The sequence below is a fragment of the Haloarcula sp. NS06 genome (genome assembly GCF_051122755.1).
In the GTDB taxonomy this organism is placed as follows: Archaea; Halobacteriota; Halobacteria; order Halobacteriales; family Haloarculaceae; genus Haloarcula.
The window spans coordinates 2807006-2831730 of the sequence record NZ_CP184844.1 but is presented as its reverse complement, the minus strand read 5'-3'; the positions used below and the strand labels follow the sequence as shown (position 1 = coordinate 2831730).

The window sequence follows — 24725 nt, the reverse complement described above, 5'->3', positions numbered from 1 at the left end:
GGAGCAGATGATTAGCCGCGTAGACCGCTATGCGTGTCTGTGCTGGAAGGGGCCACTGGCCGAGAGAAGGAAACGGTCAAACCGGCCCGCGCCCAAGTTCCCGGCGTGACTCAGTGGGTCGAGAATCCGACCGGTGGCCGGGACCGGGGGCCAACCGCGCTTGTTCGCGCGTGGGTCGAGATACTGCGGCGTCCGCGGCGGTTCTTCCGCACCGGCGTCGGACCGGGTGATCAGGCCCCGGGGCTGGTGTTCGCGGCGATGGTCGTCCTCTTCGAGGAAGTGAGCCGTTACGCCGTCGTCAAACTGGCCCAACGGGGACTCCTGTCTACGGGGCCGTTTGATTATCCCGCCATCGGCGGGTTCTCGCCAGGCGTTGCGGTACTGGCACTGTTTGCCATTCTTGTGTTCGTCACGCCGGCAACGGTGCATCTAACGGCGGCGTTGCAGACACTGCTGTTGCTCCCCGTCGCGTCGGACCGCGGTGGCGTCAGCGAGACCGTGCAGGTGATGTGCTACGCGATGGCCCCTTGTCTGCTGGCGGGTCTGCCGAGCGCAGAGGTCCGGGTGCTCGTCACCGCCTGGGGCGCGGGGCTGTACCTGATTGGGACCGCTGTCGTCCACAACGTTAGACTCCCAGTGGCCGCGATCGTCGGGGCCATCCCTGCCGCAATTATCTTCGGCTACGGCTTCCGCGGCTTCCAGGCCCTCTCGGTGCTGGCCGCTAACTACGGGTTTTAGGGTCCGTCGGCATGCGTTTCCGAACGATGCTCAGTATCGACATCGACCAGTTCATGCTGGAACTCAAGGATGGAGCGTTCAAGAGCGTCGGCCCGTCGAACAAGGAAGCGACGATCAAGATGTACGACGTGGACGGCGTCGACGTTCGCGAATACGGCGACAAGCGCGTCAAAATTGCCTTCGAAGACGAACAGGGAAGCGAAATCGAGGTTGCTCTGTTCCCGGAACAGGCGAAAGCGGTCGCTTCAGGGCTCGAACTGCTGGAAGAGGAGAGAGAGATGTTCGAATAGCGGACCTGTTTCGTTCGGCCGGAATTCGACAACCGTTTTAGGCCCGACATACTTGCACCGTGTAATGGGTTCGTGTATCATCTGCGGCAAATCTGTCGAAGGACGCATCTGTGACCTCCACGAGGAGGACGCCCTGTTCGAGTTCCGTGGCTCGCGTGCCGACCAGCTATCGGTCGACCGCTACTACCGCGGCAGTGTCGACGGCTTCGCCGAGTTCGGCGTGTTCGTCGACATCGGCGACAGCGTAACGGGGCTGCTCCACCGGAGCGAACTGGACCAGCGGCTCGATTCCCTCGACTGGGAGTCGGGCGACAACGTCTACGTTCAGGTCAAAAACGTACGGGACAACGGCAATGTCGACCTCGGCTGGTCGATTCGCCAGTCCGAGCGCGAGTTCCGCGGCGTCCTCGTCGACGACCCGGAAATCGGCCATTCCGTCCTACTTGAGAACGAAGATGACGAGGAGGACGAAGAAGTCGAGTCCGAGTCGACGGCCGACGAGTCCGCAAACCAGAGTGACGACGTGTCGAGTGCGGACGACGACTCCGGCGCAAGCCAGTCTGAATCTGAGAGTTCCACAAGCGCCGGTGCCGTCAGCCGAGCCAGCGACGCCGACCGCGTCGAGGGCACTGCGGCCGTCGGCGGCAACGACAGTGGGTCGAACACCGCCGTCATGACCGAATCCGACGAGGAAGCCGACGCAGAGAGCGAGGCGAGTCAGTCGGACGAAGCGACGACCGATGAACCGGTCGCCGCGGCTATCGGCGACCTTGACGACCACGTCGGTGCGGACGTTAGACTGGAAGGCGAAGTCGTCGGCATCCGACAAACCTCCGGGCCGACGGTGTTCGAACTGCAGGACGAGACCGGCACCGTCGACTGTGCGGCTTTCGTCGAAGCGGGTGTCCGCGCTTACCCCGAAGTCGAAGAAGATGACTACGTTCGACTGTCGGGCGACGTCCGTGAGCGACGTGGCGAACTGCAGGTCGAGACCGAGGACCTCGGCGTGCTCGAAGCAGAGGAGCGCGAAGAAGTCGAACAGCGACTCGCCGATGCGCTCGACGACGAGGCCCGACCCGACACGGCTGAACCGCTCGCCGAAGACACGGCGGTCGCGGCCCTCTCCGACGAACTGGTCGAAGCGGCGACCCAGATCCGGAAAGCAGTGCTGACCGACCGACCGGTCATCGTTCGCCACGCCAACACTGCGGACGGCTACCTCGCCGGCAGCGCGCTCGAACGGGCCGCGCTCCCGCTCGTCACCGAGCAGCACCGCCGCGCCGACGCGAAGTATCACTACTTCGATCGGCGACCGATTGAGGGCGGCGTCTACGACATGGACGACGCGACGAAGGACACGACGACGATGCTTGACAACCGGGAGCGCCACGAGGAGAAGCTCCCGCTGTTCGTCTTTGTCGCCGCCGGCGGCACGCGCGAGAGCCTCGACGGCTTCGACCTGCTGAACGTGTACGGCGCACCGAGCGTCGTCATCGACGACATCGACGTCGACGGTGCGGTCGTCGACACCGTCGACGCTGTCGTCTCACCTTCGGCTGACGCCGTTTCCGAAACCACCTCGACGGCGCTTGCGGCCAACGTCGCTGCACACGTCAACGAAGACGTTCGCGACGACCTGCAACACCTCCCCGCTGTGAGCTTCTGGGAGGATATCCCAGAACCCTACGTGGACGCCGCCAGCGAGGCCGGCTACGACGAGACCGCGGTGTCGGAACTCCGCGAAGCCGTCGCGCTTGAAGCCCACTACCAGTCCTACGAGGACAAGCGCGAACTCATCACCGACCTCGTATTCGGCGACGACGAGGAAGACGTGGGCGGCCTGGCTGGCCACATCGCCGAGCAGTTCCGCGAGAAGGTCGACGAAGAGGTGTCCACCGCCCGGGCCAATCTCGATCACCGGACCGTCGACGGCGTCGACATCGCCGTCCTCGACACGGACGCGTTCACCCACCAGTACGAGTTCCCGCCGGAGTCGCTCCTGCTCGATGAACTCCACCGGGACGTTCGCGACGAGAGCGACGCCGTGCTCGGCATCTCGACGGACACGATGTACGTCCGCGCCAACGGCGATCTGGACCTGCACGAACTGGTCAACGAGGTCAGCGAGCGAGTTCCCGAAGGCGGCGTCGCGACACGGAGCGTGCGCGAAGGCACCATCCGTTATCTGGCCGGCGAGCGCCCGGCCGTCCTCGACGCCATGCTCGACGTGCTGGCTGACGAGCTGTAACGCGGCAGACTTTTTCTCCCCGCCGGCAATCTGATCGGGCATGAGCGACGGCCCCGTCAACGAAGCCGATCTCGATTGGACCGACCACGACCACGGCGACCGGACCTTCAGACGCAAGCAGATCGGTGACGCTGCCGGGGGTGAGCAACTCGGCGCGAGTCTCTATGCCGTGCCGCCGGGCAAGCGACTCTGGGTGCGCCACTACCACGAGGGCAACGAGGAAGCGATATTCGTTCGGGGCGGAACAGGAACACTCCGGCTCGGCCCCGAGGCCGACGAGCACGCGCTGGAAGCGGGCGACTACGTCGCGCTCCCGGCTGGCGAGGAGAGCGCGCACGAAATCGAAGCTGGTGAGTCTGAACTCCGGCTGCTGATGGTCTCGACAATGGAGGAGCCGGACATCACCGTCTACCCCGACCGGGAGATGGTCGGGCTGTATGCCGGATCGCCTCCGGGCGGCGAGAAAGCAGACCGGACGCTGTCAACATATCTCGATATGAACGCGGAAAAAGAGTACTGGGACGAGTGAGTCTTAGCGGCTGCCGACGTCGAACTCCGACAGCATCGTCTGGAGCCGCTCGGACTGCTCGGCAAGGGATTCGATGCTGGCGCTGACCTGTGACATCGACGCGGCCTGTTCCTGCGCCGTCGCGGAGGCGGTTTCGGTCTCCGCGGCGGTCGACTCGCTGATGTCCACGGCCTCCTCGACCATCGACACCGTTTCCTCGGTCGTGGCGGCCTGATCATCGGTCGTGTCACTGATCTCCTGAATACCGTTGTCAGTCGCTTCGGCGTTTTCAGCTACTTGCGAGAACGTGTCGACAACAGCCTCTACGGCTTCGGTGCTCTCTTGCATATCCTCCTTGGCCCCCCGCGCCTCCGTGACCGTGGTTTCGGTCTGTGCCTGCGTCTCCGCGATGAGCTGTTCGATTTCGGTCGCCGAGGCCTGCGTCTCCTCGGCTAGCTGTTCGACCTCGTCCGCGACGACGGCGAACCCGTCACCGCCAGACCCGTTTCCGGCCCGGGCAGCCTCTATGTTGGCGTTCAGGGCCAACATGTTCGTCTGCTCAGCGATGTCACCGATGAGTTCGACGATGTCACCGATCTCAGCCATTTTCTCGTCCAGTCGCTCCACGTTTTCAACGGTCGAATCGATCGCCGTCTGGACTTCCCGGGAGCCTGCTATCGCTTCCTGTGCTGTCTCTTCGCCGTCGTCAGCGATTTCGGCCGTCTCACGGGACCGCTCCGCGACAGTTTCGGCAGATGCGGCGACCTCTTCGACAGTCGCCGACAGGTCAGTCATCTCGCCGGAAACGGTTTCGAGCATCTCCTGCTGTTCGGCCGCCCCGCTGGCGATTCCCTGAATCGATTCGCTCATATCTTCGCTGGCCCCTGTTGCCTGGTTCGCACCGGCCGTGGCCTGGTCGCTTGTGGACGCAACCTCCTGAGAGAACGTCTGTATCTCTTCCATCGCCGACTCCGTCTCCGTCATCATCTTGTTGAACGACTCGGCGATCTGTACCATCGCGTTGTTGTCAGCTACGTCAGGGTCGACCCGAACTGTTAGGTCACCGTCGGCAGCGGCCGACATGGCCTCACTGAATCTGCTGGCCGTCTCCTGCAATTCAGTGTTTTGCCGCTCGGCTTCCTGCATTTTTCGCTCCGCTTTTTTACGGGCTTCTTTTGCCTCGGCGCGTTGTTGCTCTATCTCCTCTTGCTTGGCTTGGAGGTCATCGATGTCCGAGGCGCGCTGTTCGGCTTGTTCAAAGCGTGCCTGGGATTTCTCACGTGACCGCTCGGTCGATACCCAGTTGTTCACGAGGGCGACACACAGCATCAGGACGAACCCACCATGGATAAGCCCCCATGCCCACGGGTTGTTAATCGCTGCCGTGTGGTTGTAGACGCGACTCGGGTCGATGGTCCCGAAGTATCCGTGGGCGAGAACGACATACGCCAGTCCCCACAGGAATGGGACCCAGTCCTCGTACACAGCAACTATCGCCATCCCAACAAAGAAGTGAAAATGGGCTTCGATATAGCCGCCAGAGAGTTGGACAAGAGCCAGTGACGACACAAATACTGCCGTAACCGAGAGAATGGTCCTGACACGCCGCCTGAAGCGAGGGATGAGGCTACTTGCAGACAGGGCAAACACGACCCCACAGAGTAGCAGTACCCGAGACAGCGGGGTTGCAGGTATTTGCGCTTCTGTTATTGGAGTAGACCCAGTGTAGATACCAAGCCCGAATAAGAACGGGATGTGAAGCAGTGTCACGAGTACCACGCTCCGGTGCCGGTTGCGCCACTGCTTGTCCGGGATTGTCGAGCCGTCCGGAATGTAGGATACAAAGCTTTGTAGCCGCTCGGCTACGCTTGGATTACTGTCTGTTGTCTGCCCGACATTTCCCGTTGACTGAGCCATACGTACGCATCGTTCGAGTACCGCAAATTAACCCTTTCGCGCAGATTATCAATGCTTGAACTGCGGTATCGTCGCGTTCGCCCCCTTACCGGAGGAATATAGTGTCGCTCGGTGCGTCCCTCGTGGCCGGAGAACCGGTCGTCCTTTCTAGAAATTAGTTTATCGCCGCTCTCTGGGCGGCAGTCGTGTTACCGGCCGCTCACAATACAGCGGATCGCCAGCACCAGCATTGACGTATCGACAGTCGTTCGCACGCTTTGGTCAATATGTATCGACTTACCTGCAGTATCTCTCAAAATAACGAGGGCGTCTGCGGCGGAGGGCAGACGGCCCCGGATTGTTTCCGGAATTCGACGGGCCCTACGTATCCGGTGACGAGACGGATTTAGCCGCCTTCTTGGCACCGTAGTACGCCCACTCAGCGCTGTAACAGAATACGCAGCCGCGGAAGGTCGGCCGGTCAAGGCTCCCGCTGTCGTCCGTTTTACCGCTCATACTCTGATATGGGGTGACAGCACAATGAACCCCACGGCTAGCCCCATCATTGACGATACCCGAGCGACACGCTTATTCGGCCGAGACGCCGATTTCGCACAACGCCGATGAGTACGGAGACGCCGGACCCAGACGAGACAGAGACCTTCCAGCAGGTGTGTGCGGAGCTGGTCGACCGGATTCTCGCAGGTGAGGTCGAGCGCGACGACGTCGAATCAGCCAAGATCGACGTCTGCCGGGAGTACTCCGCGCCGAAAGTGCCGAAAAACTCTGAACTGCTCGATTACGCGCCACAAGAGCACCGCGAGGTGCTGGAGGAGGTCCTCCAGCGCAAGCCGGTTCGGACCGCCTCAGGTGTGTCCCCTATCGCGATCATGACATCGCCAGAGCGGTGCCCCCACGGGAAGTGTCTGTACTGTCCCGGCGGCCCCGATTCGGAGTTCTCCTCCGCCCAGTCCTACACCGGTCACGAACCCGCGGCCGCACGCGGCGAACAGAATGACTACGACCCGTACGGCCAGGTCACCCTTCGGCTCAACCAACTGCGGGAGATCGGCCACCCCGTCGACAAGGCCGAACTCATCGTGATGGGCGGGACGATGACGGCCCGGAGCCACGACTATCAGGAGTGGTTCGTCAAGCGAGCCCTCGAGGCGATGAACGACTTCGACGTGGATAGAGAGCCGACGCCCGCAGAGGACGTGAGCTTCGCCGAAGACGACTACGAGTTCCGCTATCTCGAGGACGTCATCGCGGAGAACGAGACCGCTGACGTCCGCAACGTCGCCACGACGTTCGAGACAAAGCCCGACTGGTGTGACCCCGAACAGATCGACCGGATGCTCGACCTCGGCGCAACGAAAGTCGAAGTGGGCGTCCAGACCACCTTCGAGCGGATCAACCGCGAGATGCACCGCGGCCACGGCGTCCAGGCCTCCATCGACGCCAACCGTCGCCTGCGCGACTCGGGGTTCAAAGTCGGCTTCCACATGATGCCGGGCCAGCCCGGGATGTCAAAGGAGATGTGTCTGGAGGACTTCCGACGTATCTTTGAGCAGACCGACTGGCGGCCGGACTACCTGAAAATATACCCGACGCTAATCGTCGAGGGAACCGTCACCTACGACTGGTGGCGCAAAGACGAGTTCGACCCACTGGACAACGACGAGGCCGCCGAGCTAGTCGCCGAAATCAAGGATATGATCCCCCGCTACACTCGTCTCCAGCGCGTCCAGCGGGACATCCCGGCTGACTTCATCGAAGGTGGGGTCTGGAAGTCGAACCTCCGGCAACTCGCCTGGAAGCGGATGGAAGAACACGACTGGACGTGTGACTGTATCCGCTGTCGGGAGGCTGGACACAGCGACGACGCCGCCGAGAACATCGAACTCAACGTGATGACTTACGAGGCCTGTGGTGGCACGGAACACTTCATCTCTTTCGAAGACTTCGACAACGACGTGCTCGTCGGCTTCTGTCGGCTTCGATTCCCCAACGACCCAGTGCGCCGGGAGCTACAGGACGCCGCAATCGTGCGTGAACTCCACGTCTACGGTAACGCCGTCGGTGTCGGGCAGGAAGGTGATGATGAGGACCACCAGCACAAAGGCTACGGGAAGAAACTGCTGGAGAAAGCGGAGGTATTGGCCCGGGACGCCGGCTTCCCGAAACTGGCCGTCATTTCCGGCATCGGTGTCCGGCAGTACTACCGGGAGAAACTGGGGTACAAACAGGACGGCCCGTACGTGAGCAAGCGTCTCTGATAGCCCCGACTTGATTTTCACCGCTACTGTCCCCGTGTGACTGAGTGTCCTGTCGATGGACCATACTGCAGAACTGCACTGTTGAGTGCCCGGTCAGCGTGAGGCTCGCCACCGCGCCGCGGGTGATGGCGACGATTGAAAGGACGAACGTCATTTGAGGTACTATATGTATACCGACGCGCTGGCTGTGCTGGCGGAGTGGATCGAATAGGGCATTATCTGTAATGCCGTGTCCCGGCCCTTATTAGACTAGAACCGGCGGTAGCGGACGGTAGCAGCGATAATATGACCTTACTTTGCGATTCGTTCCCGCTAACTAATTACCAGACTATCATCGGCCAACCCATGGGTAAGATTACGGGCCTGTGGCTATCAGCGATGACGCTACTGGCTGTGGTTGCGGTGTCGACGGCCCCGATGTACGGGACGGGTGTCGCGGCGGCGTCCAATCACGAGACAGAGACGGTTGCGGGACCGGACATCGAGGTACAGGACGCCGGATTGATCGACAAGCGGGTCGATACGGGGCAGATGAATACGCCAGAGCCTGAGCTGTGGGTCACGTTCGAGAACACGGGCGACACGGACGGGACAGAAACAATTACTGTCGAGGTCGGCGGGCGAGAAGTGACGGTCATCGGCCCCGAAGAGGTGACCGTCAACGCCGATGGAACGAGGAACGTCACCACGACGTACCTACTCGAAACCAGCGACGGCGGCTATATCGAAAACGGGGAACACGAAGTGACGGTCAACGGTGAACCTGCGGGTATGCTGGTCGTCGGCGAGTCCAACATCACCGTCACGGACCATTCATGGAATACGACGACGGTCAGCGAAGGTGGAGCCGTTGAACTGACGGTCTCCGCAGAGAACACCGGCGCTGTTTCCGGCCAGCGGGATGTTTTCACTTACGTAGACGGAACGTCAGTTGACGCAGTGTCTTTCAACCTCGAACCGGGCGTGTCCGGGACGGACACGTACGTACACACGTTCGAGGAATCCGGGACATTCGAGTTCGGTACCGCCGAGGAAACCCAGACGATCAGCGTAGGCGACCCGCCAAGTATCGAGGTCAGCGAGCGGGGACTCAACAGGTCGACGGTCGACGTGGGTGAGCCCGTCGAGATAACGGCCACCGTCACGAACACCGGCGACCGGGCGGGGACCTTGGCGGTGCCGTTCACGGTCAACGATGACACGGTGGAAGCGCGGGAGGTAACGCTCGACGGCGGCGAGTCCACGACGGTGTCGTACACGCATTCGTTCGACAGTGGCGGAACGTATACCGTCGACGTCGCGGGTGAATCGGCCGGTGATGTCGACGTACTCGAACCGGCCTTGTTTGCGGTTCGGGACGCTCAGTTGAGCACTGACACCGTGGCCGTCGGCGAATCAGTCGATGTGACGGCGACGGTCGTGAACAACGGCGCGGCGGCCGGGACCTTTGAGGCGGAACTCGTTGTCGACGGCAGTACCGTTGACACGCAGTCAGTTGCAGTCGACGGCGATAGCTCTCGGGAAGTGAGCTTCAGTCGCTCGTTCGACGACAGCGGCGAGCGGGAGATTTCGGTTAGCGATACGACCGCTGGGACGCTGATCGTCGAAGCACAGAACGGCGGTGGAGCTGAGCCACCCAATATCCAGATTCAGGACGCCGGGCTCATCGACACCCAGGTCAATACTGACACGGATACGGGCGGCATCGGAACCCGCGAGCCGGAGCTATGGGTGACGGTGGAGAATGCTGGTGGACAGACCGGTACAATTTCCCTGCCTATCGAAGTTGGTGGTACGCAGGTCGGCCAGGAGTCGATAACGGTTTCGGCTGGAGAGACAGCCAACGAGACGTACCTCTATCGCCTTGAAGGAGCTGTTGATGAGGGTGACCACGAGGTTACGGTGGGCGGTGTCACTGCCGGCACCCTGACTGTCGGCCAGCCCGATATCCAGATCACCGACGCGAGCTGGAACCGGACGACGGTCACCCGGGGCGACGCGGCAGAACTGACGGTGAGGGCCAGAAACGATGGAACCGTGACCGCAGGCCAGGAGTTCTGGATCGAAACGGGGAATCAAGTCCCCGACGCCGTCTCGTTCGACCTCGCACCGGGTGAATCCGGGACGGACACGTACGTGCGGACGTTCGACGAGCCCGGAACGTACCAGTTCACCGTCGGGAGCGAGACACAGACCGTCACAGTAGAGCAGCCAGCGACGTTCGAGGTATCCGATAGGGCGCTGAACACGACAAGTGTGAGCGAGGGACAGAGCGTCGCGGTGACTGCAACGGTCACGAACACCGGCGACCAGGCCGGCACCTACGAGGTCCCGCTTACGGTTGCTGACGAGCAGACGAGCGCCACGGACCTGCAATTAGGCCCCGGAGAATCGACGACTGTCTCGTTCACGGAGCCGTTCACTGCCGTTGGCACGTACCCCATCGATCTTGATGGGGTGCGGGTCGGGACGGTCCGTGTGTCTGAGACGGCGACGTTCGAAACCACCAGCGTTGACCTGAACAGAACGGATGTCGTCACCGGAGCGCCGATAGCGGTCGCCGCGACCGTCCGGAACGAAGGTGACCAGACCGGGACGGCCGATGTGCGGTTACAGGAAGACGGTACCACGATCGACACGCAATCGGTGACACTCAACGGCGGCGAGGAAGCGACTGTCACGTTCGTCCAGTCATTCAGCGATGCGGGGACGCGAGACATTGCCGTCGACAACCAGTTCGGAGCCCGTGTGACCGTGACTGAGCCGGCGATGTTCGAGATCAGCAACGCGGCAGTCAGTAGCGAGTCCGTGACCCAAGGCGGTGCTGTCGAACTTAGCGCGACCATAACGAACACCGGTGGACAGGCGGGGAACGTCACAGGGAACTTCTCAGTCGCGAATTCGGTCGTGGAGAGCCGAACAGTGACTTTAGATGGCGGTGAGGCGAGAGAAATCACGTACGAACACGTCTTCAACGACAGTGGGAACTACGTCGTCGATATCAATGGCGCGCGAGCGGGCACAGTCACGGTCAAAGAGCCGGCGGCGTTCGACACGACTGCTGTCGAACTGAACCGGACGAGCGCTCGAACAGGCGAGCCCGTTGAGGTGACTGCCACGGTCGTCAACAATGGTGACGAGGAGGGGACCTCCCCAGTTCGCCTGCAGACCAACGACGACATCGTGGACACGAGGAACGTTACGCTCTCGGGCGGTCAACAGACCGAGGTCACCTTCGTCTACGTCTTCGAGAGCGGCGGAGAGTACGATGTGGCGGTCAACAGTGACTCCGGCGGAAACATCTCAGTAACCCAGCCCGCGACGTTCAAGATTCGTGACGCAAAGCTGAGCAGTTCATCCGTTGAAACCGGCGAATCAGTTGACGTGACAGCGACTGTTGCAAATGTCGGCACAGAGAGTGGGAACTACACCGCGGCGCTCACAGAGAGCAACCAGACGCTCAAGTCCAAAAGCATCGGTCCGATTGCCGGCGGTGAGACAGCAACTGTGTCATTCAGTATCTCCTTCGATGATGAGGGAGATCGGTCGCTCTCTATTGGCAACGCAACCACCGAAACGCTCGCCGTCGAAGCTGAGAGCAGTAGCGGCGGCGGTGGTGGTGGCGGCGGAGGCGGTGGCGGCGGCGGATTCAGTTCCAATGACGACTCAGACGAGACCGACAACGGCGGCGGCGCAGAGGCTCCCTCCATCTCACAGTCACAGATCGACAACGGAGTCACTGTCCAAGTGACTGCCGACGCCGCGAACTCGACGGTCACCCAGTCGCTGAACCGCTCCGGTCCGTCCGAGACCGCGCCGGCGTTTACCCTCTCTGAACTCTCGCTTAACGTGACCAACGAAAGCGATGGGTTCAACGCGACGCTGCTCGGCCCACACGCCACGCCAAACGATATGGTTGCGGTTCAGGAAGATGGCGTGCGCGGATACGTGACCGTCACCTCCGGCGCAAATGCGTCTGCTATCAGCCGGGCGACATATACCCTACGGCTAAACGAATCGGCGCTTCCGGCCAACGGGTCGATGGACGCTGTCCGGGTGTTCCAGTACCACAACGGGTCTTGGAGTCAGCTACCCAGTACTGTCGATGCGACGAACAGGTCCATTCGGGCGACGGCGTCCAATTTATCAACTATCTCTGTCGTTTCCCCGGCCGCCAATGTGTCCACTCCGAAGGCATCCGACTCTTCGAATACGGATACATCGACTCCGACACCCGCAGAACTCACTGTTGCTGATGCGTCCCTGATGGCTGACTGGGTCAGGTCCGGGTTCAACACGTCGGCGCGGGCGGCAGTCGAGAACCCGACCAACGAAACCGTCGAACAGACGCTGACGGTCACTGTTGACGGCAACTCGGTCGCTTCTCGGACGGTCCGGCTTAACGCCGGCGAACAGACTACTGTGACAATAGAGTTCGAGGCTGTCAACGGCGCAGTAGCAGTCAACGGCGTCAGTGCCGGTGACCTGCGTGTCGGCTCGACTACCGCCCAGAGCACGGGTGGGTCCGGGACTGACGAGACTGGTGAAAGCGGTGGCGGCGCAGAGCCAGCCGCCGAAACGGTCGCAGCATCTGGCCCGGGATTCACCGTCCAGCTAGTCGCACTCGCGCTGGCGCTGATCGCCGGTCTTGTCCGCGTCCGTCGTCGGGTGTAGTACCCATGCGGATGGCAGGGCATCCGGCCTCGCTACCTCAACTGTGCATGAAGGAGGAGCTTACCGAGGATTTGGCAGCTGGGTAACTAATCCTTCACTCGCATACCTCCCTGTATGAGCGAGGGAAAGACACTCTTCACTGCGGTCACTATCGTTTTCGGTACCGCTGCGCTCGCGTCCGCATTCGCCGTCGGTAGCGTGGTTGCGTCCGATGCCGGCCCCCAGAACCGTGTATCGGACGCTGGAGTAGGCACAGTCGAACCTATTTTTCAGACCGACTCCGGAGGACTGCTTGGACAGGTGAATGAGACGGACACACCGGCGGGCGGCGAGCAGACTGCGGAGGACCAACAGACGTCAACCGAACAGGCCCAAACTGAATCGGAAGAAACGGAGGGCCCGACTGAAAGCGGCCAGACGGAGGAACCCACGGAAAGTCCAGCGACAGAACCCTCGACTGAGATCGAAGAAACGGAGGAATCGACGGAAACCGAAGAAACGGAGGAGCCGACGCAAACTGAGGACCCCACAGAAAGAGAAAATACCGAGACACAGACTCGGACTGAAGAACCGACCGGCAGTGAAGAGACCGAAGAACCGACGGACGGTGAGGAAACTGAAGAACCAACTGATAGCGAGGAGACCGAGGAACCAACCGACAGCGAGGAAACGGAAGAACCGACCGACAGCGAGGAGACTGAGGAGCCGACCGACAGTGAAGGGACTGAACAACCAACCGACAGCGAGGAAACCGAAGAACCGACCGACAGTGAGGTGACCGAAGAACCGACCGACAGTGAGGTGACCGAAGAACCGACCGACAGTGAAGAGACTGGGGAGCCGACTGAGGGTGAAGGGACTGAACAACCAACCGACAGCGAGGGGACTGAAAACGGGACACAGAACGCAACTGAAACAGATGACAATGCCGGTGCTGCCGACACCGACGACTCAGATGACAACTCCGACGACGACAGCGATACCAATGGTGGTGGTTCGAACGATTCAGGCGGTTCCGACGACTCTGATGACTCCGATAATAGCGACGACTCTCAGTCCGACAGTGGAATTGATGACAATCTCACGGAGTCGGATAGGAATGAAAGTCGGACGCCGACCGAGGGCGTGAACGCAACCACGCAGAACGGAACAGCAGGCGGTGGCGCGCCTCCCGGCAACACGACCGGCATCGGAAACGAAACCGCTGGATTCGGGACGGAAACGGGTACCGATGGAGGCTCCGCTCTCGCGGGGCAGGGAAACGCCGACTTGCAGGTCAGGAAGGCGTCACTGTCGGCTGACTGGGTCCGGTCCGGGTTCAATACGACTGTGCGAACGACAGTAACGAACGCCGGTTCGCGGCCGATTAACGAGACACTGACTGTGACGGTCGACGGCAAACCGGTGGCAACGGACCGAGTGGCACTCGACCCCGAGGAAGAGGCACTCGTCGAGACTGAGTTCGAGGCGGTCGATGGAACCGTTCGAGTCAACGGCGAGACAGCGGGCTCGCTCAGAGTAGAGAACCAATCCGTTTCGGTCACTGACGGCGGCGACCGGGAAACGACTGCGGCACAGGGCCCCGGATTCACACTCTCACAGGTGGGCGTCGGTGTCGCGATACTCGTCGTCATCGGCTGGACGCGTCAGAGCGTCCGACGCCAGCGGGGCCGCTGAATCGGGCCCCGGGCGGGTGGTCCGAACTGGTTGTGTGGTGGATTTTTACTCGTACCGTCCGACGAGCAAGTATGGCTCGTAACCTCGCAGTCGTCGGTGCCGGTGGTGCCGGTGCAGCGGCAACGTACGCGCTCCACGACGCGGACGTCGACGTAACAGTGTTCGAGAAGAGCCGCGGCGTCTGCGGGCGCGCCGCGACTCGGCGGCATGGTGACTGTACGTACGAGTACGGGGCGAATTATCTCAAGGCCGACGACGGTCGCGTGACGGAACTGGTCACGGAGACCCTCCCAACCGAGGGACTCGTCGATATCGAGGAACCGGTCTACACGTTCGACAGGACCGGCGATATCGACACTGGTCGAGATGCTGACGAACACAAATGGACATACGAGGCGGGCATTACGCAGGTTGCAAAGCGGTTGTTCAACGAGGCCGACGCCGACGTGGAGAACGGTGTGCGGGTCGAGCGTCTGGAGCGACAGCGCGACGGCTGGCGGCTTGAGGACGATGAGGGGGCGGATCTTGGATACTTCGATGCTGCGCTGCTGACACCGCCGGCCCCACAGACGGCTGACCTGCTGGGACAGTCGCGGTGGGACCACGACGACTGCCGGGAACTTCGGCAGGAGGTCGCCACGGTCCCTTATCGAACGGTCATCGCCGGCGTGTTGCACTACCCCTTCGAACTCGACGTGTCGTGGTACGCCGCGGTCAATAGCGACAAGGACCACGATATCGGCTGGATCGGCCGCGAAGAGTGCAAAGACGGCCACGTACCCGACGGCGAGTCCCTGCTACTGGTCCAGATGAACGAGCCGTGGTCGATTGCGAACTACGACGAACACCCCGACACGCTCATCGACGACATCGCATCGCGGACGGCCCGATTGCTGGACGACGACCGGCGAGCTGACCCCGACTGGACCGACCACCAGCACTGGCGCTACTCCCAGCCCGAAGGCGACGTTGACCACGACTTGCTGTCGTGTGCGGCCGAGCACGACCTGCACTTTGCCGGCGACTGGGTGGCCGGCGAGGGGCGACTCCACGCGGCGCTCCGGAACGGGCTGGAGACGGGCGAGGCAATCGCCGACAGCGGGTAACGGAACGCCTTTGGGTGCCCGCCGACAGCCACCGACATGGACCACAAGCGGGAACTGACGAGCGTCGACCTCGCCGCGCTTGAGGGCGAACTCGCCGGCTACGAGGGCGCGAAGCTCGACAAGGCGTACCTTTACCCCGAGGACGACCTCGTCAGACTGAAGCTCCGGGACTTCGACCGCGGGCGCGTCGAGTTCCTCATCGAGGTCGGTGATGTCAAGCGCGCCCACGTTGCTGACCAGAGCCACGTCCCCGACGCGCCGGGTCGGCCGCCGGATTTCGCGATGATGCTCCGGAACCGACTGTCGGGCGCTGACCTCGTCCGCGTCGAGCAGTTCGAGTTCGACCGCATCATCGAACTGGAGTTCGACCGCGAGGACGCGTCGACGACTATCGTTGCAGAACTGTTCGGCGACGGCAACGTTGCCGTGTTGGACGAATACGGCGAGGTCATCGACTGTCTGGAGACGGTTCGGCTCAAATCCCGAACTGTCGCACCCGGGACACCCTACGAGTTCCCGTCGGCGCGGTTCAACCCGATGACCGTCGATTACGACGGCTTCGTCGCCCGTATCAAGGAATCCGATGCCGACCTCGTGCGGACGCTGGCGACGCAACTGAACTTCGGCGGTCTCTACGGTGAGGAGCTGTGTACCCGCGCCGGTATTGACTACAACGTCGCCGTCGACGACCTCGACGAGTCCGACTTCGAGCGGCTGTACGAACTCATCGACGAGATGGGGACGCGCCTGCGTGAGGGGAACGTCGACCCGCGGGTGTACTACGAGACGCTCGATGACGGTGACGGGGCAAGCGGCGGTGAGACCGACGAGGACCCGGACCGGCGGCGCGTCGACGTGACCCCGATTCCGCTGTCAGAGTACGAGGAACTCTACAGCGAATCCTTCACGGAGTTCAACTCCGCGCTGGACGACTACTTCTTCAATTTCCAGCGGGAGGAGGAAGTCGAGGGCGGCGAAACACAGCGCCCGGACTTCGAGGCCGAGATCGAGAAACAGAAACGAATCATCCAGCAGCAGGAACAGGCTATCGAGGACTTCGAGGCCGACGCCGAGGCCGAGCGGGAGAAGGCCGAACTGCTGTACGCCAACTACGACCTCGTCGACGACGTGCTCTCGACGGTTCAGGCCGCCCGCGAGGACGACGTGTCCTGGGACGACATCGAGGCGAAGTTCGACGAGGGAGCCGACCGCGGCATCGCGGCTGCCGAGGCGGTCGTCTCTCTCGACGGGAGCGAGGGGACGGTGACCCTCGACATTGACGGCACGCGGGTCACAGTGGACGCCTTCACCGGCGTCGAGAAGAACGCCGACGAACTGTACAAAGAGGCCAAACGCATCGAGGAAAAGAAGGAGGGCGCGCTCGCCGCTATCGAGAACACCCGTGAGGACCTCGAAGCGGTCAAAGAGCGGCGGGACGAGTGGGAGGCCGACGACGGCGAAGACGAGACCGACGAGGACGAGGGCGAGGACGAACCGACGGACTGGCTCTCGATGCAGTCCATCCCCACCCGGTCGACTGAACGCTGGTACGAGCAGTTCCGCTGGTTCCACACCTCAGACGGCTTCCTCGTCATCGGCGGTCGGGACGCAGATGACAACGAGGAACTCGTCCAGAAGTATCTGGAGGGCGGTGACAAGTTCTTCCACGCCCAGGCTCACGGTGGCCCGGTCACGGTACTCAAAGCGACCGGCCCCAGCGAGCCGTCCAAGGAGGTGGAGTTCCCGCAGTCGTCACTGGACCAGGCCGCGAAGTTCGCGGTTTCGTATTCCTCGGTCTGGAAAGACGGGAAGTTCGCCGGCGACGTGTACATGGTCGACCCCGATCAGGTGTCGAAGACGCCGGAAAGCGGCGAGTACCTGGAGAAGGGCGGCTTCGCCGTCCGCGGCGACCGGACGTACTTTGAGGGCACGCCGGCCGGCGTCGCCGTCGGCATCACCTGCGACGACGAGACGCGAGTCATCGGCGGCCCACCCGCGGCTATCGAGGGACAGGCCGCGACCAGCATCACCGTCGAACCGGGACAGTTCGCGCAGAACGACATCGCCAAGCGCCTGTACCGGGAGTTCAGGTCCCGCTTCGCCGACGAGTCGTTCGTCCGTAAGGTCGCCAGCCCGGACCAGATACAGGAGTTCTTGCCGCCTGGCGGTAGTCGAATGACTGAGGACTGACCATGTCGGGTCAGAGGGAACACCGCGCCGGAGGTGGCTGGCTGCATGAGTGACCTCGGAAAAATCGACCGCGAACTGTTCGATAGCGTCATCTATCCGGAACTGGGTGCGGACCGAGAGGATGTGACGCTGGGGCCGACCCACGGCATTGACTTCGGCGTCATCGACGTGGGCGGCGACGCCCTCGTTACAGCTACTGACCCGCTGTCAGTTCTCCCCGATCTGGGGTTCGAGCGGGCCGGTCGGTTTGCACTCGATGTAGTACTGGCCGACGTTGCCGTCTCCGGCATCCCACCAACCCATCTTTCCGTGACGTTCACGCTACCGCCGGAGATGACCGATGACGAACTGGCGGCGATGTGGCACGGCTTCGCCGGACGGGCTGAAGAAGTCGGTGTGAGTGTCGTCACCGGCCACACCGCCCGGTATTCGGGCGTTGACTACTCCTGGGTCGGCGGCGCAACGGTGCTTGGCGTCGGGTCCCACGGGGACATCGTCCGGCCGGACGGCGCACGACCGGGCGACAAACTGGTCGTCGGGACCGGCCCCGGTGCGGAGGTCACGGGCCTGTTTTCGACTCTCTTCCCGGCGCAGATCGGGCTGTCGCCCGACCGAATCGCCACCGCACAGGAACGGCTGGCCGACACCGCTCTCGTCGAGGATGCCATGGCCGCGACGAACGCCGGAAACGTGACGGCGATGCACGACGCGACCGAGGGCGGCATCACCGGTGCGCTCATCGAGATGGCTGACGGCGCGGGCGTCCGGTTCGACGTGGACAGCGACGCAATGCCGGTCGCCGACGGCGTCACGGATCTCTGTAACGCGCTCGACATCGATCCCTGGCACGTCAGTAGTTGCGGGACGCTGCTGGCCGCTGTCGACCCTGCGGACGCCAATAGCGTCGTCGACGCGCTTCGGGGCTGTGGGACGCCCGCGGCCGTCGTCGGCGAGGTGACCGACGGTTCAGGACTGTACGTCGATGGCACTCGGCAGTCACACCCTGGAGCAGACCCCTCGTGGGAGGCGTTTGCGCGGTTGCAGGCGGCCGGCGATGGCAACGCTGAACAGCAGTGACGCTGAGAGCTGTCCGGCTACACCTGACAGCACGGCACACGTACTGCTACATATACTGCCGTGCGAGATATGCCCGCCACTGACGCCGGCGATGAGACGCCCGCGACAGGCTCGGTTGCCTGATCGACACAGTACGCCGATTCCGCATTTTGCGTCCCGGCGAATCGAATGGCAGAACACTTGTGTCCATGAAGCGGACGCTTCAGTATGCAAATACAGAGTCAGGAGACCACCGCGGAAGGGGCAGAACGCATCGAGGTGGTCCCCGAGACGCTTGACGACCTCTGGCATCTCTCGTATGTCATCGAGCCGGGGGACCTCGTCTCCGGCGACACGACGCGGCGCATCCAGCGCAACGATGACAACCTCCGGGACAAAGGCGGCGAGCGGGAGCCGATGTGGATTCAGATCGAGGTCACCGACGTGGAGTTCGCGAAGTTCGCCAACCGCCTCCGTGTCGGCGGCGAAATCGTCGACTGCTCCCGCGAGGACCAGCTGGGCTTTCACCACACGCTCAACGTCGAGGAACACACCGAACTCACCGTCGAGAAGCACCTCAAGCCCGATCAGGCCGACCGCCTGGAAGAGGCCGTCGAGGCGACGGAGAACCCCGACGTGGCGATTGCGACCGTGGAGGAAGGCGAAGCACACGTCCACACAGTCGCCCAGTACGGCACGGAAGAGCGGGCGACCATCACCTCGACGACCGGGAAAGGGGAGTACGCCCGCCCACGAAAGGAACTGTTTGACGAACTGGCGTCGGTCCTCAAACGTCAGGACGTGGACGCCTACATCCTCGCCGGCCCCGGGTTCACCAAGCAGGACGCACTGGATCACTTTCAGGACGAGATTCCCGACATTGCCGAACAGATTACCGTCGTAGACACGTCTGCCGTCGGCGACCGTGGCGTTCACGAAGTACTCAAACGCGGCGCTGTCGAGGACGTCCAGCAGCAGACCCGCATCGCCGAAGAGGCGGACTACATCGACGAACTGATGGAGCGCATCGGCTCAGGATCGGAGGTGGCTTACGGCCCGGAGGAAGTCGCAAAAGCGGCCGACTACGGCGCTATCGAGACGTTGCTCGTGCTCGATGAGCGCCTCCGACTGGAGCGGGCTGGCGAGGGCGACTGGGACATCGATGTTGACCACATCATTGAAACGACAGAACAAAAAGGCGGTGACGTAACCGTCTTTTCCGCGGAGTTTGCGCCCGGACAGCAACTCTCGAATCTGGGCGGTGTCGCGGCGCTGCTGCGCTACCGACTCGACTGAGGCCGCGTACCCACGACATATGTCTGCCATTTTTCACTCTGCCGGTGAGTCCCCCGAAACCGTTTTTTCCCCGCTCTCCATTGGTACATAGTTCCAATGTCTGCGAGGAGTGGGTGATATGTCGTTCGAAGAACAACAGGATTTTGCTAGACAGGTCGCTGACCTGAACAAATACGGTCAGGCGCTCAATCGGTGCGAGTCCGTCGACGAAGTCGTCTCGCTCACGCTCGAAGCGATGTCGCTGCTGTTCGAGTTCTCTTACTCTACGTTCGTCGAGGTTCGTGACGACGAGCTCCGTGTCGTCCACAGTACAAACCCGAATCTCGTTCAGGGCGAGCCACCGAGTGACCTCGCTCGACGGGCGCAGGAGGCTGGCGAGACGCTGGTCGAACAGGGGTCTGATGCCGCTGTCGCTGCCGACTCGGATGTGACGGGTGCGCTGGCTGTCCCCGCTCGGATGGGTAATGAGGTGACTGCTGTGCTGGTCACTCGGTCACAGACCGTCGAGGAGTTCGGGGACGAATACATCAGACCGATGGAGATTCTTGCCACTCACGCCGCGACGGCCATCTCTAACATCCGTTCCCGTGAACGGCTAGAACGGGCACACCGGGACCTCGAACGGCGAAAGGAGATGATCGAGATGTACGACCGACTGCTCCGCCACGACCTGGGCAACGACTTGCAGGTCATCGCCGGGTTCGCCGATGTCGTCGCTGGACAGGTCGACGGCCAGACCGAGGAGTACGCCGGCAAGATCCAACGCGCAGCCGAAAGCGCCGCCGACCTCATCCAGCGCGTCGGCGACCTTGTCTCGACGCTGGAAGCACAAGACAATCCAGAGCCACAGGATCTTGAATCAGTCCTCGGGGACACCGTGCGTGATGTCAGAGACAACTACGGGTCACTGACGATTGATTTTGTGTCGTCAGACTTCGAGTATCAGGTGTACGGCGGTGACTTGCTTGACTCGGTGTTCACGAACATTATGTCCAACGCGGCGGTCCACAACGAGGGCGAAGTCCATATGCGAGTGTACCCGGCGGAAGTCAGTCCCGACGAAGTTACGGTCTGCTTCGCTGATGACGGGAATGGTGTCTCGCCGGACCTGCGTGCTGATATCTTCGAGATGGGGGTCAAGGGCCAGGAGAGTTCAGGCACCGGCTTTGGCCTCGGATTCGTCCGGGCGCTGACTGAATCCTACGGCGGCAGCGTCAGCGTGGGCGAAAGCGACGCTGGCGGGGCCGAGTTCCGCGTCACGCTCGAACGCGTCTAGCTGACTGTTATCGTTAGGCTGTCCTCGGCGAACTGCACGTCGCCATCGTAGCTGTCTGCTATCGACTCAAGCATCTCCTCGTGTCGTCCCTCCGTGTGTGGGTACAGGTGGGTGAGATACACGCGGCCGACCTCGGCGTCGGCATCGCGGAGCGTCTGACCGAGGGTCTTCGGCGTTGGGTGGTTCGACACGTCCACGTCGTCCGGGAACGAGCAGTCGTGAACGAGTACGGCCGACCCATCGGCGAACTCGATGAGGTCTGTGAACGCTTCGGAGTCAGCACCGAGCGTTATTGCTGGCCCGTCACCGACAGAAAGCCGGTAGGCGAAACACTGCATCGAGTGGCGCGTCTCGCAGGTGTCGCCGCGGAACCCAGACAGTTCGAACGGTCCGCCATTGAGGTCCCTGACCGTCAGGTCCAGCCGGTCCTGCATATAGTCGTGTGTTTCGAGCAGGTCACGAACAAGGTCGCTCGTCCCCGGCGGGCCAGCGATCGTGAGGTCCGTCTCACCGGCCAGCCAGCGGGCCTTCATCAGCACGTCGAGATCGGAAACGTGGTCCAGATGATGATGGGTCAGCAGGACGGTGTCGACACCTTCGTACCCCGTGTCTGTCTGGGCCAGCGAGTGCAACACGCCGCTACCACAGTCGACAAGCAGGCGGTTCCCACCGCGTTCCAGTAGATAGCCGGTCTGCATTCGAGAGCCGGTGGGCATGGCGCTGCCGGTGCCGAGAAACGTGAGACGCATACCGGACGACAGCGAGCGAACGGACAAAGGGTTGGTGTCTGGGGGCACACGTCGGCAGGGGAACCACCAGGGAGCGTCAGCGGAGTGAGGGCGGTGGCCGTCGGCGGGGACGGGGTCAGGGCGGCCGTGTGGGAAGGTCACCCGTCGACGGCGCAATTCATGCTTCGGCCGGGGATAGCAAAAGCGCACCTGTGGCTCAAAACGCGTTTTTACCGAACCGGACCCACGCCGAGACCGCAAAACGGAGCGGGAAGCACTTGTACGGCCGCACCGAGTGACGAGTATGAAGAAATCACTTGACGAACACGCTGAGCGATTCTCCGACCACGCCGACGCGTACGATGAAGAACAGGATTCGGCGGCGTATCGCGCCTGCGTCGATTTCGTCGTTGACCACGCGGCCCCCGAGAGTGATGACGTAGTGCTCGACCTCGGCACGGGTACCGGAGCGATTGCGTTCGCGCTCGCGTCCGATGCACGGGAGGTTATCGGCCGCGATATCAGCGACGGAATGCTGGAGAAAGCCCAAGAGAAAGCGAAAGAACGCGGCGTGGAGAACGTTTCTTTCGGCGACGGTCGCTTCCGCGCTCCGAACGTCGACCGCCCAGTGAACATCGTCACATCGAATTTCGCCATGCACCACCTCGGTGACGACGAGAAACGCGAGGCGATCGACACTATCGCCGACCTGGGGCCGCGGCGCATTGTCCTCGGAGACGTGATGCTGTTCGGCGACGACGATCCCGACGCACCGTTTTACAGCCCCGAAGTCGACGACCCGGCGACGGTCGGCGTCCTCGCCGATGCCTTCACCGATGCCGGCTACGCGCTGACAGCTGTCGAGATGGTTACCGAGCAGGCCGGCGTGCTGGTCGCCGAACAGGTCGACTCGGATTAAAGCGACTGGATAGGGAGACCGATTTAGCGGTAGTTTCTGTACGCCCAGAACGAGACGTATAGCGTCAGGACCAGCAGCCCACCGAGGAAGAAGGCCACGCCGGGTTCGATATGGAAGCCGCCACTGGCCGCGGCGTCGGTCGTTAGTTGCCGTGCCTCCTCGGTCATTGCTGCGACCGGGGTGTCAGCCTCTGGAGCCGGAGTGCTTCTCGGGGCCTGCGTGGCCTCTGGTGTCTCCGTCGCCTCGGCTATCTGGAACCCACCGTCGTCCGACGCCGTCGAGGTCGGTGTGGATTCGGCCGTCGAGGCTGTCCGGTTCGCCGTGTCCAGACTCTCAACGTCTCCGCCGCCCTGCGCACCGTCACCGGCGGTTCCCGCATCGCCGCCGGCCCCCGAACTCCCGAACTGGATCGGGAACTGCCCGAGCAGGAGTTGCAGCATGACGCTGGCCGCGGTGAGGATACCGATAACGGGCAGGACGCGGCGGATGAGCGACCGGAGCGACCGCTTGCGCTCCTGTGTGCCGACGAACAACACCAGCGGGTCTTCGGGAGGCTCGTACACCTTCATCTCCTGGCCTTTCTCAGAGTATTGGACCCCGGCGACAGCGATGAGTTCCTCGTCTTCTAGTTTCTCCAGATGATAGGAGACCTTCTGTATCGACATATCGAGCCGGTCGGCTAGTTCAGAGGGCGTCCCCGGCTCTTCGTACACCGTGTTGAGTATTTCTCTGGCCGTTTCCGAGGAGAGGGCATCGAGTACGGCTGAGACATCTTCGTCGACCCCGACGACCTGTAGCTCCCCGTCCTGTGAGGTGCTTGTGTCGGGACCGCGGGAGGGCAGCAACGACATATATTGCGTTCACTGCCGCCCAGCGTAATGAATCTCGTGGAACCTCACGGGAATATTTGAGTCTAAACAGTCACTCCAGCCGTTCGGTCACCGACGCGACCGCGTCCGACGAGAGCGAGTCTCGGGGCGGTCGAACCGTCGCGTGGTCGATGATACCGCGGTCGGCGAGCAACGCCTTCACCGTGGGCGCGAAGCCGAACTCGGCACACGCGTCCGAGAGCGGTGAGAGGACATCCCGCTGGACTGTTCTGGCCTGTGCAACGTCGCCGCTTGCGACGGCAGTACCCGCCTGCTCCAGTTCGTCGAACAATAGGTGCGAGAGCGCGCTGATGCCACCGTCGCCGCCAAGCACCAGCGACGGGACGAACAGGCCGTCGTGGCCCTGGTAGACGGTGAAGTCCTCAGAGGTCTGATTCATGACCGCGGTGACGTACGGAAGGTCGCCCGAGGAGTCCTTGAGTCCCGCGACGGCGTCGGACTGGGCAAGCGCGGCGACCGTCTCGACGGACAATTTCTGCCCGACTGCTCCGGGGATGTTGTAGAGGTAGACGGGCAGCGGCGCGTCGGCCAGCACCGCGTCGAAGAACGCCTCGTTGCCTGCTCCGCTCGCCTGCCCGCCGTAGTACGACGGTACGACTAGCGTGCTGTCCGCGCCCTGTTCGGCGGCGAACGCCATCCGCTCGTGGACCGTCGGCACGTCGGTAGCGGCCGTCCCGACAATAACGCGGCAGTCGTCGGGCGCTGTCTCTGTTGTGATTCGGACGACGGTCCGGTACTCCCGTGGCGACAAGGTTTCGAACTCACCAGTCGTCCCGCAGGGAACGATGCCGTCGACGCCCGCCGCCGAGACGTGCCGGACCAGCGATTCCAGACTGGTAACGTCGAGTTCGCCGTCGGCGTCGAACGGCGTCACCAGCGGCGTCAGTACGTCGAAGGAGTCAGCCATGCCCCAGGCCAGACGCGGCGGTCGCTTAGGCGTTTTCCCCATCGATA

At 62.4% G+C, this 24725-nt stretch carries 18 protein-coding genes; 13 read left to right on the top strand and 5 right to left on the bottom strand.

The features are described 5' to 3' along the window. Nucleotides 1-105 precede the first annotated feature (105 nt). From ACODNH_RS18490 to ACODNH_RS18475, 4 genes are all read left to right on the top strand, one after another. A complete protein-coding gene (locus tag ACODNH_RS18490) occupies nucleotides 106-738 on the top strand; it encodes a YIP1 family protein (RefSeq protein ID WP_306706826.1) in 633 nt (210 codons plus the stop codon). A 26-nt stretch (nucleotides 739-764) separates the two neighbouring features. Beyond that, a complete protein-coding gene (locus tag ACODNH_RS18485; protein ID WP_306706824.1) occupies nucleotides 765-1028 on the top strand; it encodes a hypothetical protein in 264 nt (87 codons plus the stop codon). Between the two features lie 64 nt (nucleotides 1029-1092). Then, entirely contained in the window at nucleotides 1093-3276 is a 2184-nt protein-coding gene (locus ACODNH_RS18480; RefSeq protein WP_306706822.1) for a DHH family phosphoesterase, read from the top strand. 40 nt (nucleotides 3277-3316) lie between these two features. Further along, nucleotides 3317-3805, top strand: coding sequence for a cupin domain-containing protein (locus ACODNH_RS18475; RefSeq protein ID WP_306706820.1), 489 nt, complete (start codon nucleotides 3317-3319; stop codon nucleotides 3803-3805). Nucleotides 3806-3808: 3 nt separating this feature from the next. Here the strand turns inward: ACODNH_RS18475 and ACODNH_RS18470 are convergent, their stop codons facing one another. Together ACODNH_RS18470 and ACODNH_RS18465 are read right to left on the bottom strand one after the other, a co-directional pair. Further along, nucleotides 3809-5701 (bottom strand): methyl-accepting chemotaxis protein, encoded by a 1893-nt coding sequence (locus tag ACODNH_RS18470; protein WP_434530759.1) that lies wholly within the window; start codon nucleotides 5699-5701, stop codon nucleotides 3809-3811. Between the two features lie 360 nt (nucleotides 5702-6061). Further along, a complete protein-coding gene (locus ACODNH_RS18465) occupies nucleotides 6062-6196 on the bottom strand; it encodes a hypothetical protein (protein WP_434530758.1) in 135 nt (44 codons plus the stop codon). A gap of 107 nt (nucleotides 6197-6303) precedes the next feature. Between ACODNH_RS18465 and ACODNH_RS18460 the strand changes: the two genes are divergently transcribed. The 8 genes from ACODNH_RS18460 (at nucleotide 6304) to ACODNH_RS18425 (ending at nucleotide 21234) form a co-directional block, all read left to right on the top strand. Then, the gene (locus ACODNH_RS18460) at nucleotides 6304-7959 is read left to right on the top strand and encodes a tRNA uridine(34) 5-carboxymethylaminomethyl modification radical SAM/GNAT enzyme Elp3 (protein ID WP_434530757.1); all 1656 of its coding nucleotides are present in this window, start codon (nucleotides 6304-6306) and stop codon (nucleotides 7957-7959) included. A gap of 345 nt (nucleotides 7960-8304) precedes the next feature. Further along, on the top strand, nucleotides 8305-12633 hold the full coding sequence (locus tag ACODNH_RS18455) for a beta strand repeat-containing protein (RefSeq protein WP_434530756.1): 4329 nt from the start codon (nucleotides 8305-8307) through the stop codon (nucleotides 12631-12633). 114 nt (nucleotides 12634-12747) lie between these two features. Further along, nucleotides 12748-14310: a hypothetical protein gene (locus tag ACODNH_RS18450; RefSeq protein WP_434530755.1), complete on the top strand. Its 1563-nt coding sequence runs from the start codon at nucleotides 12748-12750 to the stop codon at nucleotides 14308-14310. A 71-nt stretch (nucleotides 14311-14381) separates the two neighbouring features. Further along, nucleotides 14382-15416, top strand: coding sequence for an NAD(P)/FAD-dependent oxidoreductase (locus ACODNH_RS18445; protein ID WP_434530754.1), 1035 nt, complete (start codon nucleotides 14382-14384; stop codon nucleotides 15414-15416). Between the two features lie 36 nt (nucleotides 15417-15452). After that, nucleotides 15453-17606 carry a ribosome rescue protein RqcH gene (rqcH, locus tag ACODNH_RS18440; RefSeq protein WP_434530753.1) on the top strand — a complete coding sequence of 718 codons (2154 nt, stop codon included), beginning with the start codon at nucleotides 15453-15455 and terminating at the stop codon, nucleotides 17604-17606. A 45-nt stretch (nucleotides 17607-17651) separates the two neighbouring features. Then, nucleotides 17652-18683, top strand: coding sequence for an AIR synthase family protein (locus ACODNH_RS18435; protein WP_306706806.1), 1032 nt, complete (start codon nucleotides 17652-17654; stop codon nucleotides 18681-18683). 207 nt (nucleotides 18684-18890) lie between these two features. After that, nucleotides 18891-19958, top strand: coding sequence for an mRNA surveillance protein pelota (locus ACODNH_RS18430; protein WP_434530752.1), 1068 nt, complete (start codon nucleotides 18891-18893; stop codon nucleotides 19956-19958). Between the two features lie 118 nt (nucleotides 19959-20076). Beyond that, nucleotides 20077-21234 carry a sensor histidine kinase gene (locus ACODNH_RS18425; RefSeq protein ID WP_306706803.1) on the top strand — a complete coding sequence of 386 codons (1158 nt, stop codon included), beginning with the start codon at nucleotides 20077-20079 and terminating at the stop codon, nucleotides 21232-21234. Here the strand turns inward: ACODNH_RS18425 and ACODNH_RS18420 are convergent. After that, entirely contained in the window at nucleotides 21231-21983 is a 753-nt protein-coding gene (locus ACODNH_RS18420) for an MBL fold metallo-hydrolase (protein ID WP_434530751.1), read from the bottom strand. The two genes, ACODNH_RS18425 and ACODNH_RS18420, sit on opposite strands and share 4 nt — an antisense overlap. Before the next feature lie 283 nt (nucleotides 21984-22266). Between ACODNH_RS18420 and ACODNH_RS18415 the strand changes: the two genes are divergently transcribed. Next, nucleotides 22267-22881, top strand: a complete 615-nt coding sequence (locus ACODNH_RS18415) for a class I SAM-dependent methyltransferase (RefSeq protein WP_306706799.1) — start codon at nucleotides 22267-22269, stop codon at nucleotides 22879-22881. Nucleotides 22882-22904: 23 nt separating this feature from the next. On the opposite strand, the gene ACODNH_RS18410 is transcribed toward ACODNH_RS18415, so the two are convergent. Together ACODNH_RS18410 and ACODNH_RS18405 are read right to left on the bottom strand one after the other, a co-directional pair. Beyond that, nucleotides 22905-23732, bottom strand: coding sequence for an ArsR/SmtB family transcription factor (locus tag ACODNH_RS18410; RefSeq protein WP_434530750.1), 828 nt, complete (start codon nucleotides 23730-23732; stop codon nucleotides 22905-22907). 70 nt (nucleotides 23733-23802) lie between these two features. Then, nucleotides 23803-24678: a dihydrodipicolinate synthase family protein gene (locus tag ACODNH_RS18405; protein ID WP_434530749.1), complete on the bottom strand. Its 876-nt coding sequence runs from the start codon at nucleotides 24676-24678 to the stop codon at nucleotides 23803-23805. Nucleotides 24679-24725 lie beyond the last annotated feature (47 nt).

What these genes read in the sequence shown, in the direction of transcription:
- ACODNH_RS18485 (WP_306706824.1), top strand. Translation starts at nt 765, where the DNA reads ATGCTCAGTATCGACATCGACCAGTTCATGCTGGAACTCAAGGATGGA.
- ACODNH_RS18480 (WP_306706822.1), top strand. Translation starts at nt 1,093, where the DNA reads ATGGGTTCGTGTATCATCTGCGGCAAATCTGTCGAAGGACGCATCTGT.
- ACODNH_RS18475 (WP_306706820.1), top strand. Translation starts at nt 3,317, where the DNA reads ATGAGCGACGGCCCCGTCAACGAAGCCGATCTCGATTGGACCGACCAC.
- ACODNH_RS18470 (WP_434530759.1), bottom strand. Translation starts at nt 5,701, where the DNA reads ATGGCTCAGTCAACGGGAAATGTCGGGCAGACAACAGACAGTAATCCA.
- ACODNH_RS18465 (WP_434530758.1), bottom strand. Translation starts at nt 6,196, where the DNA reads ATGAGCGGTAAAACGGACGACAGCGGGAGCCTTGACCGGCCGACCTTC.
- ACODNH_RS18460 (WP_434530757.1), top strand. Translation starts at nt 6,304, where the DNA reads ATGAGTACGGAGACGCCGGACCCAGACGAGACAGAGACCTTCCAGCAG.
- ACODNH_RS18455 (WP_434530756.1), top strand. Translation starts at nt 8,305, where the DNA reads ATGGGTAAGATTACGGGCCTGTGGCTATCAGCGATGACGCTACTGGCT.
- ACODNH_RS18450 (WP_434530755.1), top strand. Translation starts at nt 12,748, where the DNA reads ATGAGCGAGGGAAAGACACTCTTCACTGCGGTCACTATCGTTTTCGGT.
- ACODNH_RS18445 (WP_434530754.1), top strand. Translation starts at nt 14,382, where the DNA reads ATGGCTCGTAACCTCGCAGTCGTCGGTGCCGGTGGTGCCGGTGCAGCG.
- rqcH (WP_434530753.1), top strand. Translation starts at nt 15,453, where the DNA reads ATGGACCACAAGCGGGAACTGACGAGCGTCGACCTCGCCGCGCTTGAG.
- ACODNH_RS18435 (WP_306706806.1), top strand. Translation starts at nt 17,652, where the DNA reads ATGAGTGACCTCGGAAAAATCGACCGCGAACTGTTCGATAGCGTCATC.
- ACODNH_RS18430 (WP_434530752.1), top strand. Translation starts at nt 18,891, where the DNA reads ATGCAAATACAGAGTCAGGAGACCACCGCGGAAGGGGCAGAACGCATC.
- ACODNH_RS18425 (WP_306706803.1), top strand. Translation starts at nt 20,077, where the DNA reads ATGTCGTTCGAAGAACAACAGGATTTTGCTAGACAGGTCGCTGACCTG.
- ACODNH_RS18420 (WP_434530751.1), bottom strand. Translation starts at nt 21,983, where the DNA reads ATGCGTCTCACGTTTCTCGGCACCGGCAGCGCCATGCCCACCGGCTCT.
- ACODNH_RS18415 (WP_306706799.1), top strand. Translation starts at nt 22,267, where the DNA reads ATGAAGAAATCACTTGACGAACACGCTGAGCGATTCTCCGACCACGCC.
- ACODNH_RS18410 (WP_434530750.1), bottom strand. Translation starts at nt 23,732, where the DNA reads ATGTCGTTGCTGCCCTCCCGCGGTCCCGACACAAGCACCTCACAGGAC.
- ACODNH_RS18405 (WP_434530749.1), bottom strand. Translation starts at nt 24,678, where the DNA reads ATGGCTGACTCCTTCGACGTACTGACGCCGCTGGTGACGCCGTTCGAC.